Consider the following 13,597-nt stretch of genomic DNA (forward strand, 5'->3'; position numbering starts at 1 on the left):
ATTTAAACTGTTTTATAAAATTTTATTCGTGAAGGGTTAGTTTTTGTATGGTTACTAGGGTATCGCAATTTTCTACATAAATGGTAGTTTCTTTTTCTTTGATATATCCATCAATCCAATAATAACGACAAGGTTCTTGGCGGACTTTACTTTTAGAAAAATCGATATCTCCATAAAGTAATAGATTTGCTACTTCGCTAGAATCAATGTTTTTTTCAGTCATTAATTGTATAACATCAGCATCATAAACTCTTTGTTTACTTCTTAAAATTTCTAGCATTCTAGCATTAGGAAAGTAATTACAAGAAGCATTTTTTCCATTTAAAAAGAAAAGTAATATAATAATGCCCATAGAAAAACCGAATCCAAAAAATACAAATCGACGTTTAATATCCATTTATGGTGTTGGTATTAAAAAATAAGTAAGTTAATATCATTATAAGGCAAACTAAACCAATCTGCTACAGCTTTATTAGTTAAAATGCCATGATAAAAATACATGCCTCTTTGCAGACTTTTATCAAAACGAGCAGCATTTTCAATTCCTCCTTCATCGCCAATTTCTAAAAGGTAAGGTGTAAAAATATTACTAATAGATAAAGATGCTGTTCTGGAGTAGCGAGAAGGAATATTGGGAACAGCATAGTGGATGACACCATATTTTATAAATGTAGGATTATCATGAGTGGTGACCTCAGAAGTTTCAAAACATCCACCGCTATCAATACTTACATCTACAACTATAGCTCCATCTTTCATGGTCTGAACCATTTCTTCAGTTACTAAAATAGGAGTTCGTGTTCTACCTCTAACAGCACCAATAGCAACATCGCAACGCATTAATGCCTTTTGCAAGGTTTTAGGTTGAATAGTAGAAGTGTAGATAGGAATACCTAAATTATGTTGTAACCGTCTTAACTTGGTAACAGAATTATCAAAAACTTTTACTTGAGCACCTAAACCAATAGCAGATCTTGCTGCAAATTCGCCAACGGTGCCTGCTCCTAAAATAACAACATCTGGCGGAGAAACACCACCAATATTTCCTAGGAGCAATCCATTTCCAACACTACTATTGTTCATTAATTCTGCAGCAATTAAAATAGAAGAGACTCCCGCAATTTCACTTAATGATTTTACAACAGGAAAAATACCATGCTCATCAGAAATAAAATCAAAAGCAATAGCTGTAATTCGCTTTTTAGCTAAAGCTTCGAAATATTTTTTATGCTGTGTTTTTAATTGTAATGCAGAAAATATTACACTTTGTGGATTAATATATTCAATTTCTTTAAGCGAAGGAGGTTCAACTTTTAAAATAAGATTACATCCAAAAACTTCTTCAACATCATAGGAAATTTTTGCACCCGCCTCAGAATATTCTGTATCTGAATAATTAGCACCTTCACCAGCGGTAGATTCAATAATAATACGATGTCCTTGGCTAGTTAATGCAGCAACAGCATCAGGTGTCAAACAGATTCGTTTTTCTTGTAAATGTGTTTCTTTAGGAATTCCTATAAATAATTCGCCTTTTTGCTTTTTAATTTCAAGCATTTCAGGTTTTGGCAATAATTGTTCCTTACTAAATGGCGAAAATTGTTTACCCATTTTTTGAGTTCTAAAATTAGTAGTTAAGTATTAAGTTTCTTTCGCCATTCTCATTTCTAGTTATAGAAATTTTAACAGCATTTAAAGGTAATAAATTTTTAATATTCTCTGGCCATTCTATCAAACACCAATTATTACTATCAAAATATTCATCTACTCCCATATCTAGAGCTTCTTCTTCATCATTAATTCTATAAAAATCAAAATGATAAATAGGTTCACCTTGATTAGATTGATATTCATTTACCAAAGAAAATGTAGGTGAACTTACTACATCATCAACATCTAATTGTTTTACTATTTCTTTAATTAAGGTAGTTTTACCCACGCCCATTTCCCCGTAAAACAAAAGTACTTTTGCTGATGCATTATTAATAATTTGATGAGCAATTTCTTGTAAATTTTCCAAAGTGTATTGTTTTTCCATCTAATCAACTTCTTTATATTCATATTCGGTGGTATTCTCAACATCTCCATCTACATATTCAATCATTTTTATCGGGTAGCCTTTGTCGTTGTATTCGTATTCGAACGTAATAATACTTTTATTATTAGTTGGATAAGATGAAACTCTAGTTTTTTTTATTACATTATTTTCTGAAATAGGTTCAATTGTTATTAAACCTAAAGGGTAACTTAGATAATGCGGATTTTTTTTATTATCGTATTCGAAATCTTCTTGAAAAGTGTAACCATCATTATATTCAAATATTTCTTGAGCTAAATTTCCATTTGAATAGTATTTAAATTTTCTTTCATTGCTAAGTTTTCCTTCATTAAAAGCTAACTTGTTAATTATTTGATTGTTATCATTATATGTAAATTTGTAAACTAAGTTGTCTCCATCTAAATTTGAAGTATATGAAGAAATTATATTATTTTCATAAATAAAGTCTATACGTTGATTTCCAGTATAGACAATTGATGATATTTTGTTATCAATATAATTTAAGTTCGAAACCAAAATATCATTCCCACTTTGTTCGACTGCTTTAATTAAATATCCATTCTCATTATAGGAATAAGTTAAGATATCCTCTATTGTGCCATCTGAATTATATTCTGTTTCCTTTACTAATCTATAATACTTTTTAGGAGTTTTATCATTAATATCAGAATCAGAACTTGTGCAATTTGTGAGAATGAGAACAGAAATAATAATTGTTAGAATGTAATATTTTTTCATGCTTTTTAACTTCATAATTTATCTAGATATAAATTATAATCAATTTGTTATCGAATCTTGATTGAGGTGTATGTACTTCCTAATGCCACTGCATACTAATTTTCATTCCCCCATCGAATGATAAACATTTTGCACATCATCTTCTTCTTCTAACTTTTCTAATAACTTTTCAACGTCTGCTCTTTCTTCTTCAGACAATTTTTTAGTAGTTGTAGGAATACGTTCAAAGTCTGATGATAAAATTTCTATGTTATTTTCATCTAAATAGGCTTGAATGGCTCCAAATTTTTCAAAAGGAGCATAAATCATTAAACCATCTTCATCTTCAAAAATTTCTTCAACTTCAAAATCGATTAATTCAAGTTCTAGTTCTTCTAAATCCATTTTTAAGTCTTCGGTAGATATTCTGAAATTACAAGTGTGGTCAAACATAAATGCTACAGAACCTGAAGTTCCTAAACTGCCGTTATATTTGGTAAATACGGCACGTACATTGGCTACTGTTCTATTATTATTATCGGTTGCAGTTTCTACTAAAACAGCAATTCCATGCGGAGCATAACCTTCAAAAAGTACCTCTTTATAATTGGCTGTATTTTTATCAGAAGCTTTTTTTATGGCACGTTCAATATTATCTTTGGGCATGTTGGCAGCCTTTGCATTCTGAATAACTACACGTAAGCGTGAGTTAGATTCAGGGTTAGGACCACCTTCTTTTACTGCCATTACGATGTCTTTACCAATACGTGTAAAAGTTTTGGCCATGGCTGACCAACGTTTAAGTTTTCTTGCTTTTCTAAATTCAAATGCTCTTCCCATTTCTTTCTAAAATGTTTAATCGTTTTATAGTAATCTGTTTATTTGTTATTATTCCTAAAAATGCAGGAATCTAATTTTTTTATTTCTTCATAATTAATGTCGTCTTTTTTTAGCCATTGGTGAAAATAAAAAATGGCTAGAAATTCATTAACTGCATTATACTTGTATCACTCCTAAATTAAACTTCTTTTCAATAGGAGCATGGTTGGCTGCTTCAATACCCATACTAATCCATGTTCTTGTATCTAGCGGGTCAATAACCGCATCTGTCCAAATTCTAGAAGCTGCATAATATGGAGAAACCTGATTATCATACCTACTTTTTATGTTATTAAATAGTTTTTCCTCTTTTTCTTTAGTAATCTTTTCTCCTTTTTTTTCTAACGATGCTTTTTCAATTTGTAACAATACTTTTGCAGCGGAGTTACCACTCATAACAGCTAATTCTGCACTTGGCCATGCAAAAATAAGTCGTGGATCATAAGCTTTTCCACACATTGCATAGTTACCAGCACCATAGCTGTTTCCTATAATTACTGTAAATTTTGGCACTACAGAATTACTAACTGCATTTACCATTTTAGCTCCATCTTTAATAATACCCCCGTGTTCTGATTTACTACCTACCATAAATCCAGTAACATCCTGTAAAAAAACTAACGGTATTTTCTTTTGATTGCAATTGGCAATAAAACGAGTGGCTTTATCAGCACTGTCAGAATAAATTACGCCGCCGAATTGCATTTCTCCTTTAGTTGTTTTTACTACTTTACGTTGGTTGGCAACAATACCAACAGCCCATCCATCAATACGTGCATAAGCAGTAATTAATGTTTTACCGTAACCCGCTTTGTATTCATCAAATACAGAATTATCAACGATACGTTTTATAATCTCATACATATCATATTGCTCAGTCCTTGATTTTGGTATTAACCCATATATATCTTCAGGATTTTTAGCAGGTGGATGAGCCTTTATACGGTTAAAACCAGCTTTATCAAAGTCACCTATTTTATCAACTATATTTTTAATAGTATCCAACGCATCTTTATCATCTTTAGCTTTGTAATCTGTTACACCAGATATTTCGCAATGTGTAGTGGCACCACCTAAGGTTTCATTATCAATACGTTCTCCTATAGCCGCTTTTACTAAATAACTCCCAGCCAAAAATATACTTCCTGTTTTATCAACAATTAGGGCTTCATCACTCATAATTGGTAAATAAGCTCCACCAGCGACACAACTCCCCATAACAGCCGCTATTTGGGTAATACCCATACTACTCATTATGGCATTGTTTCTAAAAATACGACCAAAATGTTCTTTGTCAGGAAAAATTTCATCTTGCATAGGTAAATAAACACCAGCAGAGTCTACCAAATAAATAATAGGAAGCCTATTTTCGATAGCAATTTCTTGGGCCCTTAAATTCTTTTTACCTGTAATAGGAAACCAAGCACCAGCTTTTACGGTAGCATCATTAGCCACCACAATACATTGTTTTCCTTTTACGTAACCTATTTTAACAACTACACCGCCAGAAGGGCATCCACCATGTTCTTTATACATACCTTCACCAGCAAAAGCAGCAATTTCTATACGTTCAGTATTGTCATCTAATAAGTAATCAATCCGTTCTCTCGCAGTTAATTTTCCTTTAGCATGAAGTTTTTCAATTCGTTTTTTTCCACCACCATTATAAACATTTCGTAATTTATCTTTTAAATTGACAACTTGAAGTTTATTGAAGTCTTCGTTTATATTGAAATTTATATCCATAGAACTAATTTCGGTTATAATGGTTAAAATACAAAAGTAGACAATTTTTCTCCATAGAAAAATCAAAAAATAAGGAGATTAAAAATCAATATAAAAAGTGATTCTTAACAATAGAATGTGCATTCGTATTTACTCTTAATTTGTTGTATCTTTGATAAAATTTATGTATGAAAGTGACTAAAAAAATTATTGCTTTTGCAGGAAGTAATAGCAAAAATTCTATTAATAAAAAATTAGTTGTTTTAGCCACCAAACAATTAAAAAATGTAGAAATAGAACTGTTAGATTTAAATGATTTTAACTTGCCTATTTATGGGATTGACGAAGAAAATAAAAATGGATTTCCTAGAGATGCAAAGAAATTTAATGAATTGTTAAATACAACTAATGGTGTTATTGTTTCTTTGGCAGAACATAATGGAGCTTACACTGTAGCCTTTAAAAATATATTGGATTGGGTATCTAGAATTGATAAAATGGTATGGAAAAATAAGCCAATGTTATTAATGTCTACCTCTCCAGGATCTAGAGGTGGTGCTTCTGTTATGGAAATTGCCTTAGGTAAATTTCCAAGAATGGGAGCTCAAATAAGTGCGAATTTTTCGTTGCCATTTTTTACTAATAATTTTAGTGAAACTAGAATTGTAGACGAAAAATTACATACTCAATTTTTAAAATGTATAAGTGATTTTAAAAAAGATTTAGAAGTCTAGTAAACCGTAATTATCAATAAAATTTAAAATTGTTTTTATCCTCTGCTATAGAAAATGTCATTAAAAATAAAATTATGAAAATAACTATTTATGGTAAAACTGGTGATGCTCATACGGTTGCCTTTAAAAATTTTTTAAGAATGGCTGATATAGCTTTTACTTATAAAAATTTAGCAATAGATGAAGAAGCAAAAACACACACAAAACAATTATATGATGGTGCAATTAAATACCCAACATTAATAGTTGATGGTGAAGTTCATTTAACTCCAACTTCAGATACTTTTAATAAAATTATGAAAGAGCTAAAATTAAGAGGTTAAAATTGTACTTTTTATAATTCTAAATTCTAAATTATTTGGAATTTTAGATTATTTGTAACGATATTTGCTCTTCTAACTAAAACTTCGAAAATTATGTCAATGAACAAGAATACCGTATTAGGTTATGCCACGTTAATAATGATAATTGTAGGATTAGTGTTAATAGCATTAGGTGCTTTTAGATATGACGATGTTGCTGGATGGGGATTTGCTTCTGTAGGAATTGGTTTTTTTGCCAATGCATGGGTGTTTAATGCATTAAAAGGAAGGGTGTAGTAAAACCATCAACAATATTGTTTTTAGAGAAGATGATTTATAACTTATAAAGTTGAATATAGTATAGTCTTCTACTTGGAATTGTTATTTCAACCATTAATACTTAATAACTAATAAATATATAATGAGTGACGATAAAAAAGTCATCTTTTCGATGAATAAGGTTTCTAAAACCTATCAAAGTACAAACAAACAAGTTTTAAAGGACATTTATTTAAGCTTCTTTTATGGAGCTAAAATTGGAATCTTGGGTCTTAATGGATCTGGTAAATCTACTTTACTTAAAATAATTGCTGGTGTTGAAAAAAATTACCAAGGTGATGTGGTATTTTCTCCTGGTTATAAAGTTGGGTATTTAGAACAAGAACCTAAATTAGATGAAAGCAAAACTGTAATTGATGTGGTTAAAGAAGGTGTAGCAGAGACAGTTGCTATTTTAGATGAATACAATAAGATAAACGATATGTTTGGTCTTGAAGAAGTGTATTCTGATGCTGATAAAATGGAAAAATTGATGGCACAGCAAGCCGAACTTCAAGATAAAATAGATGCTTCTAATGCTTGGGAACTAGATACAAAATTGGAAATAGCAATGGATGCCTTGCGTACTCCAGAAGGAGATACTCCAATAAAGAATTTATCTGGTGGAGAAAGACGTAGAGTTGCATTGTGTCGTTTATTACTTCAAGAACCTGAAATATTATTATTGGATGAGCCTACCAACCATTTAGATGCTGAATCTGTACACTGGTTAGAGCATCATTTAGCTCAATACAAAGGCACAGTAATAGCAGTAACGCATGATAGATACTTTTTGGATAATGTAGCTGGATGGATTTTGGAGCTTGATAGAGGAGAGGGTATCCCTTGGAAGGGAAATTATTCTTCTTGGTTAGATCAAAAATCAAAACGATTACAGCAAGAAAGTAAAGCAGCTTCAAAACGTCAAAAAACTTTAGAACGTGAATTAGAATGGGTAAGACAAGGAGCTAAAGGTAGACAAACCAAGCAAAAAGCCAGATTAAAAAATTACGACAAACTATTAAGTCAAGATCAAAAACAGCTTGATGAAAAATTAGAAATTTACATTCCTAATGGACCTCGTTTGGGCACCAATGTTATTGAGGCTAAGGGAGTTAGTAAAGCTTTCGGAGATAAGCTATTATATGAAAATTTAAACTTTAAATTGCCTCAAGCCGGTATTGTTGGAGTTATTGGTCCTAATGGTGCTGGTAAAACTACCATTTTTAAAATGATAATGGGTGAAGAAAAGCCAGATAAAGGAGAGTTTATTGTAGGTGATACTGCAAAAATTGCCTATGTAGATCAAACACATTCAAACATAGATTCCAATAAAACCATTTGGCAGAATTTTTCTGATGAGCAAGAATTGGTGTTAATGGGTGGTAAGCAAGTAAATTCTAGAGCTTATTTAAGTCGTTTTAATTTTTCAGGAAGTGAGCAGAATAAAAAAGTTAGTACGCTTTCTGGAGGTGAACGAAATCGCTTGCATTTAGCAATGACACTAAAAGAAGAAGGTAATGTATTACTTTTAGATGAGCCTACTAATGATTTGGATGTTAATACATTACGTGCTTTGGAAGAAGGGCTAGAAAATTTTGCAGGTTGTGCTGTAGTTATTAGTCACGACAGATGGTTTTTAGATAGAATCTGTACGCATATTTTAGCTTTTGAAGGCAATAGTGAAGTTTATTTTTTTGAAGGTGGTTTTAGTGATTATGAAGAAAACAAAAAGAAACGCTTAGGCGGTGATTTAATGCCAAAACGTATTAAATATAAAAAGTTAATTCGTTAAATAGTTATTATTAAAAATAAAAAAAGTTGTGTAATCCTGTTTGGGATTATATAACTTTTTTTTTTGATAGAAATTTAATTGACATTTACGTTAAACATATAACCGACTAGTGCGGTTAAACCCATTGCAATTGTACCCCAAAAGGTAATTCGCATTACGGCTTTAACTACATTTGAACCTCCTGTTTTGGCTGCGATTATTCCTAAAATAATTAAAAAAACAATCGCGAATAAATACTGCCATAGTACCATTTGTTTTAAGGGGATAAACAAAGAAACTAATACTGGGAGCAATGCCCCAAAAATAAAAGAAGCTCCTGAAGCTAAAGCTGCTTCTAAAGGTTTTGCCTGAGTTATATCGTTAATGCCCAATTCATCTCTAGCATGGGCTCCTAAGGCATCATGTGCTGTTAGTTGTTTAGCCACCTCTATTGCAGTTTTTTCATCTAAACCACGCTCAATATAAATTTTTGAAAGTTCATGTAATTCCATTTCTGGCATAGTAATCAATTCTTGCTTTTCTCTTTCTAAATCAGCCTTTTCAATATCCGATTGAGAACTTACAGAAACATACTCTCCAGCTGCCATTGAAAGTGCTCCTGCAACCAAACCTGCAACTGATGCTAATACTATCGGTTCTCTATTAATGCTTGCAGCCGCAACACCAATGGCAATACTAGCGGTAGATAAAATACCATCGTTAGCTCCTAGAACTGCTGCTCTAAGCCAATTACTTCTATTTATATAGTGGTTCTCCATTTTTATTCTTAGCATAAAGCTAATCAAAAATAATCAACTTCTAATACTTTTTAGAAATTGAAATTAAATCGATAAATTTCAAATAGGTATTTTTTGTGTATGCTAATAATACAAATAGTGGAGAGGTGAAAATCTATTTTATGTAGCTAAATACTTTAAGTTATTTATAAATTAAAGTTATATTGTTAGCTGATAATAAAGTGAAATAATGGTTTATTTTAAATTGTTTTGATTAGCTAAAGTATTCTTAAACTTTGAATGCTAATGTAAAGTGATTATTCTAATAAACAAGTTGATTTACTTTTTATACCAATCTCTTAGTCTAACTTCAATCTTTTTATTTTTGTTATTTACTAACTTTTTAAAGGCCTTAGTATCACTAACATCAGGGTTTCCTCTATAATGATAAGGGTATACTATTTTTGGTTCAAAATCCAAAACAGCATCTGCAGCTTGATTAATATCCATAGTGTAAGGTAAATTCATACAAACAAAAGCGATATCAATGTTGTTTAAAGCACGCATTTCTTTAATACCTTCCGTATCTCCACTAATGTAAATAGTTTTTCCGTCAATAGATAAAAGATAGCCATTTCCACGACCTTTAGGATGTCTCGTTTCTTTATCTTCAGGCAAATTATACATCGGAATTGCAGTAATTTTAATTCCACTAAAATCGGTTACTTCATCATTTTTAATTACTTTTAATTGATTAGCGTAATCTGTTTGCAGAATTTTAGCTACTGCAGTAGGTACGATAAAGGTTGCATTTTTTGTAGACAATCCTTTTAAGGTCTTTAAACTGGTATGGTCACCGTGAATATCTGTAATTAAAATAAGGTCAGGAGGTGTAATTCCTGTAAAAAGTTCTGCACCACCGTAAGGATCTACATAAATGGTAGTTTTATTCCATGAAAGTACCAACGTACCATGTGTCATTGGCTGAATAATAATTTCATGTTCAATTCCTTTAATGGTGTCAGCCTTTACACGTTGTGCATAGACTGAACTAAATATAAATAAAGAAACTACCAGAAATATAGAAAAATATTTAATCATTAAAATATCTTTTTGACTTCCATTTTTAAATAATCGATAGCTACTTTAGTTGGAGCTTCTTGATCCATTAATTTTTGTAAAATAGCTTCTCTCATAGCATTAGCAGTTTTTACTTCGCCTTCTAACATAGTTTCCTTTAAAATATTTAAAGTACTATTTTTTGCCGTAACAATAGCATTCCAACAGTCGCTACTCATATAAATTTGTTGAGCTAGATTATGCTCAAATTCTTGTTCTACATTACTAAGTAATTTTTTAAAATAAGCAGGTTTATCATCCCCTGTAGGTTCAACTCTAACAAGAAGACTGTTAGGAGAAATCCTTTCTAAAAAAAGTATCATTCGTTCATAAGCTTGTAAACGTAAAGGCAAAGCTGTTTTTTGATTTTCTTTTAAAATGTGATAAGTTCTTCTATTTGACTCATTTTTACTCACTTGTTTAAAGAAAAATAAAGCAACTAAACCTGTAATAATTGCGGGTAATGTATAACTTAATAATTCAATAATTTTTGTTGTATCCATTATAACGATTAAAATTGAGTTTCAAATTTATATAAATTTTATCTTATACGTGTAAAAATATGCATTTATAGAATTGAAAAAATTTATTTAATAAAAAAATTAAAAAAAATTTAACAATTGGGGTAGGAATATTAGGTCATGAGTTGTTTAATAATAAAATAGGAGTATAAAAAAGCGATTTTTTCGCTATTCTAATTAAAGCTAAACATCATGAAAAACAATTATTTAACAAAAGGTTTTGTGTTAGTATTTTTACTTTCACAACTTGTGGCTTATTCGGGGGAACAGCCAAAACCAACTTTAAAAAAGATTCCAATTGAATCCAATTCTTTTACTAGTAATACAGATCCAGGATGGTCATATACCTGTGATGATGGAATTGAAGTTGAATTATTAAGTCTAGGATTAAAAAATAATGTACCAACTACATTAACAATTGGAGATACAAAAAACGTACAACGTGTTGTTGTTGAAATTGTCTATAAAGGCAATAATCCAGGAAGTACTATTGAAGTTAGTGACGATTCTGGAAATACCTATACGGCAACAAGAGTTGTACCAACAGGAGGAAGTTCAAATGTATGGTATTACAGAACTGAATTGCCAGCAACTTCAACTGTTAGTTACAACAATTCATCAAAATCAAGTTATGCTCAATCTATATTAGCATATGTGTTTAGAAAGAAAAATAACGGAACTGCTAGTTCTGGAGTATTTACTGCATTAAGTGGATATAATAATATTGAAACAACTACCATTCCTATCCAAACAGATTCAGGACCAAGAACGGTTACTGTAGAATTACCGATTTCAGAATTAACACCAGATGGTAGATACATTCATATTGAAGTTTCTGCTGCTGACGGAAGTTTTGCTGAATTAACGGAAACTATTGATAGCTTTCCTACTGGGCAATGTTGTATTAAAGTTTTTGAATTAACAATGAAAGATGTTGCAGGTTCAGTAGATGAAATTGAAATAAAAATTGATACCAGAGCCAAAAAAAATGGACAATCAGTATTTGGCCAATCATGGGTAATGGGGGGAGCTATTAAAACTAATGTAAGATGTAGTTGTGTTGAATCTGACACTGAATTGCCTACTGCTGATAATTTTGTCGATTATATTTTATTAGAAGATATTTCGCAAATGCCAAATGTTACTTTTTCTGATAATTGTTCTGAAGTAACAATAGAGTATAGAGAATATTTAAGTAGAGAATCTTGTGATATAGACTTTAACACTAACGCAACCGATTCTAATGTGATATTTAACGGAATTACTTCTAATAATGAGTATTCTTGGAAAAAAGGACATTATGTTCAAGTAGATGATGGTACGGCTAAAATTTTTGGTCAATTAACTAATAATGCAGACCCAAATTCAGGATACAGTACCAATTTATACTTTGAAAAAGTAATGGGATATGCTTTATGGATAAAAGCTGGGAATGAAGTAGGAACGGCTGCTGATGCTGATAGACATAAATATGCAAATGTAGATTTTACAAAAGAAAATAGTTTTAAAGGTTTTGGTGTAGATAAAGAAAATAATATTGCTTTAGCGAATACAAATTCACATTATTTAGATATTGGACCTAGAGATCAATTTGGTTATCCTAATGTTGCTTTTAAATTAGCATATACTGGTACCGTTGGTGGACAAGCCATACCAAGTGGACAACACATTGAAATGGATGCAGCCTTTACAAGATGTGTAAGAGCTCGAGATGGTGCAGAATTATGGGTAAGAGAATGGACTGTAACTGATGCAGCTGGAAATACTGCTGTATTTGTGCAACGTGCAGAAGTAGAGATATACTAAGTCAATGTTAATTCAAAAAGTTAAAAAAATGAAAAAATTAAGTTTTATATATATGTTAGTTTGTGTTGGTTTTATGGCGAATGCCCAATTACAACATGAAGACTTTAATGCAGCAAGTATTCCTGAAGGATGGTCAACCACTAATTCAGCTAGTGGACATTCATGGACTTTTGGTTATAAAAACGATTTGAGAGGTAGTGGAATTAATAACCCAGCATCGTTTCAATCCGGTGGAGTAGTGTTTAACGACTATTCTTCAGGTTATTTTAATCACAATGTACTTACCTTAACCAGCCCTTCTATCAATTTAGAAGAAAAAAATATTGTAGAAGCATTTGTAGAAGTAACTTATAATTTAAGATCTTTTGCTAGCGATGGTGTTTTCAAAATTAATGTTTGGGATGGTACTGCTTGGCAAAATGTTTTAACTACTTCAGAAAATTCAGGAGCTAAAGATAGTGGAGAACATACAGATGCAGTTTTTGATGTTACTGAATTTATTAATAGTGATTTTAAAGTACAATTTGTTTATGATGATGAAAACTCTTTAACTTGGGGTGTTGGTATTGATAATTACAAATTAACTGGTGTAGAAGGTTCAAAAGTTGCAGGTTTAGAAAATATTGGTTTTAAATATTATCCAAATCCTGTTGTTGATGGAGAATTAACATTACAATCTAGTGAAGAAATTTCTTCAGTAAATGTGTATAATAGTATAGGACAACGAATTATGTATAAAGAATCTTTGAATTTAGAATCAAAATTAAACATGTCTCATTTAGCTTCAGGAGCTTACGTAGTAAAGGTAAATATTGGAGACAATGTTGGGGTTTTTAAAGTAATAAAACAGTAAATAAAAATAGGTTATTAAAAAAAAGGCTCTGTAATGGAGCCTTTTTTTGTTTA

15 protein-coding genes are annotated in these 13,597 nt (G+C 30.9%); 6 read left to right on the top strand and 9 right to left on the bottom strand.

Annotated features, from left to right (window positions below):
- Positions 1-22 precede the first annotated feature (22 nt).
- The 6 genes from EGM88_RS10430 to EGM88_RS10455 all read right to left on the bottom strand — a co-directional run bounded on the left by EGM88_RS10430 (position 23) and on the right by EGM88_RS10455 (position 5,401).
- Positions 23-397, bottom strand: a complete 375-nt coding sequence (locus EGM88_RS10430) for a DUF4258 domain-containing protein (RefSeq protein WP_123898233.1) — start codon at positions 395-397, stop codon at positions 23-25.
- A 14-nt stretch (positions 398-411) separates the two neighbouring features.
- Positions 412-1,611: an alanine dehydrogenase gene (locus EGM88_RS10435; protein WP_123898234.1), complete on the bottom strand. Its 1,200-nt coding sequence runs from the start codon at positions 1,609-1,611 to the stop codon at positions 412-414.
- A gap of 16 nt (positions 1,612-1,627) precedes the next feature.
- Positions 1,628-2,038, bottom strand: coding sequence for a tRNA (adenosine(37)-N6)-threonylcarbamoyltransferase complex ATPase subunit type 1 TsaE (gene tsaE / locus EGM88_RS10440; RefSeq protein WP_123898235.1), 411 nt, complete (start codon positions 2,036-2,038; stop codon positions 1,628-1,630).
- Positions 2,039-2,797, bottom strand: coding sequence for a hypothetical protein (locus tag EGM88_RS10445; RefSeq protein ID WP_123898236.1), 759 nt, complete (start codon positions 2,795-2,797; stop codon positions 2,039-2,041).
- A 102-nt stretch (positions 2,798-2,899) separates the two neighbouring features.
- The gene (locus tag EGM88_RS10450) at positions 2,900-3,616 is read right to left on the bottom strand and encodes a YebC/PmpR family DNA-binding transcriptional regulator (RefSeq protein WP_123898237.1); all 717 of its coding nucleotides are present in this window, start codon (positions 3,614-3,616) and stop codon (positions 2,900-2,902) included.
- 156 nt (positions 3,617-3,772) lie between these two features.
- Positions 3,773-5,401 carry an acyl-CoA carboxylase subunit beta gene (locus EGM88_RS10455; RefSeq protein WP_123898238.1) on the bottom strand — a complete coding sequence of 543 codons (1,629 nt, stop codon included), beginning with the start codon at positions 5,399-5,401 and terminating at the stop codon, positions 3,773-3,775.
- 167 nt (positions 5,402-5,568) lie between these two features.
- Here EGM88_RS10455 and EGM88_RS10460 point away from each other — a divergent pair, with 167 nt between their 5' ends.
- The 4 genes from EGM88_RS10460 (at position 5,569) to ettA (ending at position 8,529) form a co-directional block, all read left to right on the top strand.
- Positions 5,569-6,114: an NADPH-dependent FMN reductase gene (locus tag EGM88_RS10460; RefSeq protein ID WP_123898239.1), complete on the top strand. Its 546-nt coding sequence runs from the start codon at positions 5,569-5,571 to the stop codon at positions 6,112-6,114.
- A gap of 74 nt (positions 6,115-6,188) precedes the next feature.
- The gene (locus tag EGM88_RS10465; protein WP_123898240.1) at positions 6,189-6,437 is read left to right on the top strand and encodes a thioredoxin domain-containing protein; all 249 of its coding nucleotides are present in this window, start codon (positions 6,189-6,191) and stop codon (positions 6,435-6,437) included.
- Positions 6,438-6,530: 93 nt separating this feature from the next.
- Positions 6,531-6,713, top strand: coding sequence for a CAL67264 family membrane protein (locus tag EGM88_RS10470; protein ID WP_123898241.1), 183 nt, complete (start codon positions 6,531-6,533; stop codon positions 6,711-6,713).
- 124 nt (positions 6,714-6,837) lie between these two features.
- Positions 6,838-8,529, top strand: a complete 1,692-nt coding sequence (gene ettA / locus EGM88_RS10475; protein WP_123898242.1) for an energy-dependent translational throttle protein EttA — start codon at positions 6,838-6,840, stop codon at positions 8,527-8,529.
- A 74-nt stretch (positions 8,530-8,603) separates the two neighbouring features.
- Here the strand turns inward: ettA and EGM88_RS10480 are convergent, their stop codons facing one another.
- From EGM88_RS10480 to EGM88_RS10490, 3 genes are all read right to left on the bottom strand, one after another.
- Positions 8,604-9,302, bottom strand: a complete 699-nt coding sequence (locus EGM88_RS10480) for a VIT1/CCC1 transporter family protein (protein ID WP_123898243.1) — start codon at positions 9,300-9,302, stop codon at positions 8,604-8,606.
- Positions 9,303-9,584: 282 nt separating this feature from the next.
- A complete protein-coding gene (locus EGM88_RS10485) occupies positions 9,585-10,346 on the bottom strand; it encodes an MBL fold metallo-hydrolase (protein WP_123898244.1) in 762 nt (253 codons plus the stop codon).
- Complete coding sequence (locus EGM88_RS10490; RefSeq protein WP_123898245.1) at positions 10,346-10,867, bottom strand: DUF7935 family protein; 522 nt, start codon at positions 10,865-10,867, stop codon at positions 10,346-10,348. The genes EGM88_RS10485 and EGM88_RS10490 overlap by 1 nt, the downstream gene beginning before the upstream one ends.
- 210 nt (positions 10,868-11,077) lie before the next feature.
- Here EGM88_RS10490 and EGM88_RS10495 point away from each other — a divergent pair, with 210 nt between their 5' ends.
- Positions 11,078-12,691 (top strand): hypothetical protein, encoded by a 1,614-nt coding sequence (locus EGM88_RS10495; protein WP_123898246.1) that lies wholly within the window; start codon positions 11,078-11,080, stop codon positions 12,689-12,691.
- Positions 12,692-12,719: 28 nt separating this feature from the next.
- Positions 12,720-13,544, top strand: coding sequence for a T9SS type A sorting domain-containing protein (locus tag EGM88_RS10500; RefSeq protein ID WP_162497570.1), 825 nt, complete (start codon positions 12,720-12,722; stop codon positions 13,542-13,544).
- Positions 13,545-13,597 lie beyond the last annotated feature (53 nt).

This window comes from Aureibaculum marinum (assembly GCF_003813905.1).
GTDB lineage: Bacteria > Bacteroidota > Bacteroidia > Flavobacteriales > Flavobacteriaceae > Aureibaculum > Aureibaculum marinum.

Coding starts and splice junctions, on each gene's coding strand:
- EGM88_RS10470 (WP_123898241.1), top strand. CDS start 6,531: ATGTCAATGAACAAGAATACCGTATTAGGTTATGCCACGTTAATAATG.
- EGM88_RS10465 (WP_123898240.1), top strand. CDS start 6,189: ATGAAAATAACTATTTATGGTAAAACTGGTGATGCTCATACGGTTGCC.
- EGM88_RS10485 (WP_123898244.1), bottom strand. CDS start 10,346: ATGATTAAATATTTTTCTATATTTCTGGTAGTTTCTTTATTTATATTT.
- EGM88_RS10490 (WP_123898245.1), bottom strand. CDS start 10,867: ATGGATACAACAAAAATTATTGAATTATTAAGTTATACATTACCCGCA.
- ettA (WP_123898242.1), top strand. CDS start 6,838: ATGAGTGACGATAAAAAAGTCATCTTTTCGATGAATAAGGTTTCTAAA.
- EGM88_RS10500 (WP_162497570.1), top strand. CDS start 12,720: ATGAAAAAATTAAGTTTTATATATATGTTAGTTTGTGTTGGTTTTATG.
- EGM88_RS10435 (WP_123898234.1), bottom strand. CDS start 1,611: ATGGGTAAACAATTTTCGCCATTTAGTAAGGAACAATTATTGCCAAAA.
- tsaE (WP_123898235.1), bottom strand. CDS start 2,038: ATGGAAAAACAATACACTTTGGAAAATTTACAAGAAATTGCTCATCAA.
- EGM88_RS10495 (WP_123898246.1), top strand. CDS start 11,078: ATGAAAAACAATTATTTAACAAAAGGTTTTGTGTTAGTATTTTTACTT.
- EGM88_RS10450 (WP_123898237.1), bottom strand. CDS start 3,616: ATGGGAAGAGCATTTGAATTTAGAAAAGCAAGAAAACTTAAACGTTGG.
- EGM88_RS10455 (WP_123898238.1), bottom strand. CDS start 5,401: ATGGATATAAATTTCAATATAAACGAAGACTTCAATAAACTTCAAGTT.
- EGM88_RS10460 (WP_123898239.1), top strand. CDS start 5,569: ATGAAAGTGACTAAAAAAATTATTGCTTTTGCAGGAAGTAATAGCAAA.
- EGM88_RS10480 (WP_123898243.1), bottom strand. CDS start 9,302: ATGCTAAGAATAAAAATGGAGAACCACTATATAAATAGAAGTAATTGG.
- EGM88_RS10445 (WP_123898236.1), bottom strand. CDS start 2,797: ATGAAAAAATATTACATTCTAACAATTATTATTTCTGTTCTCATTCTC.
- EGM88_RS10430 (WP_123898233.1), bottom strand. CDS start 397: ATGGATATTAAACGTCGATTTGTATTTTTTGGATTCGGTTTTTCTATG.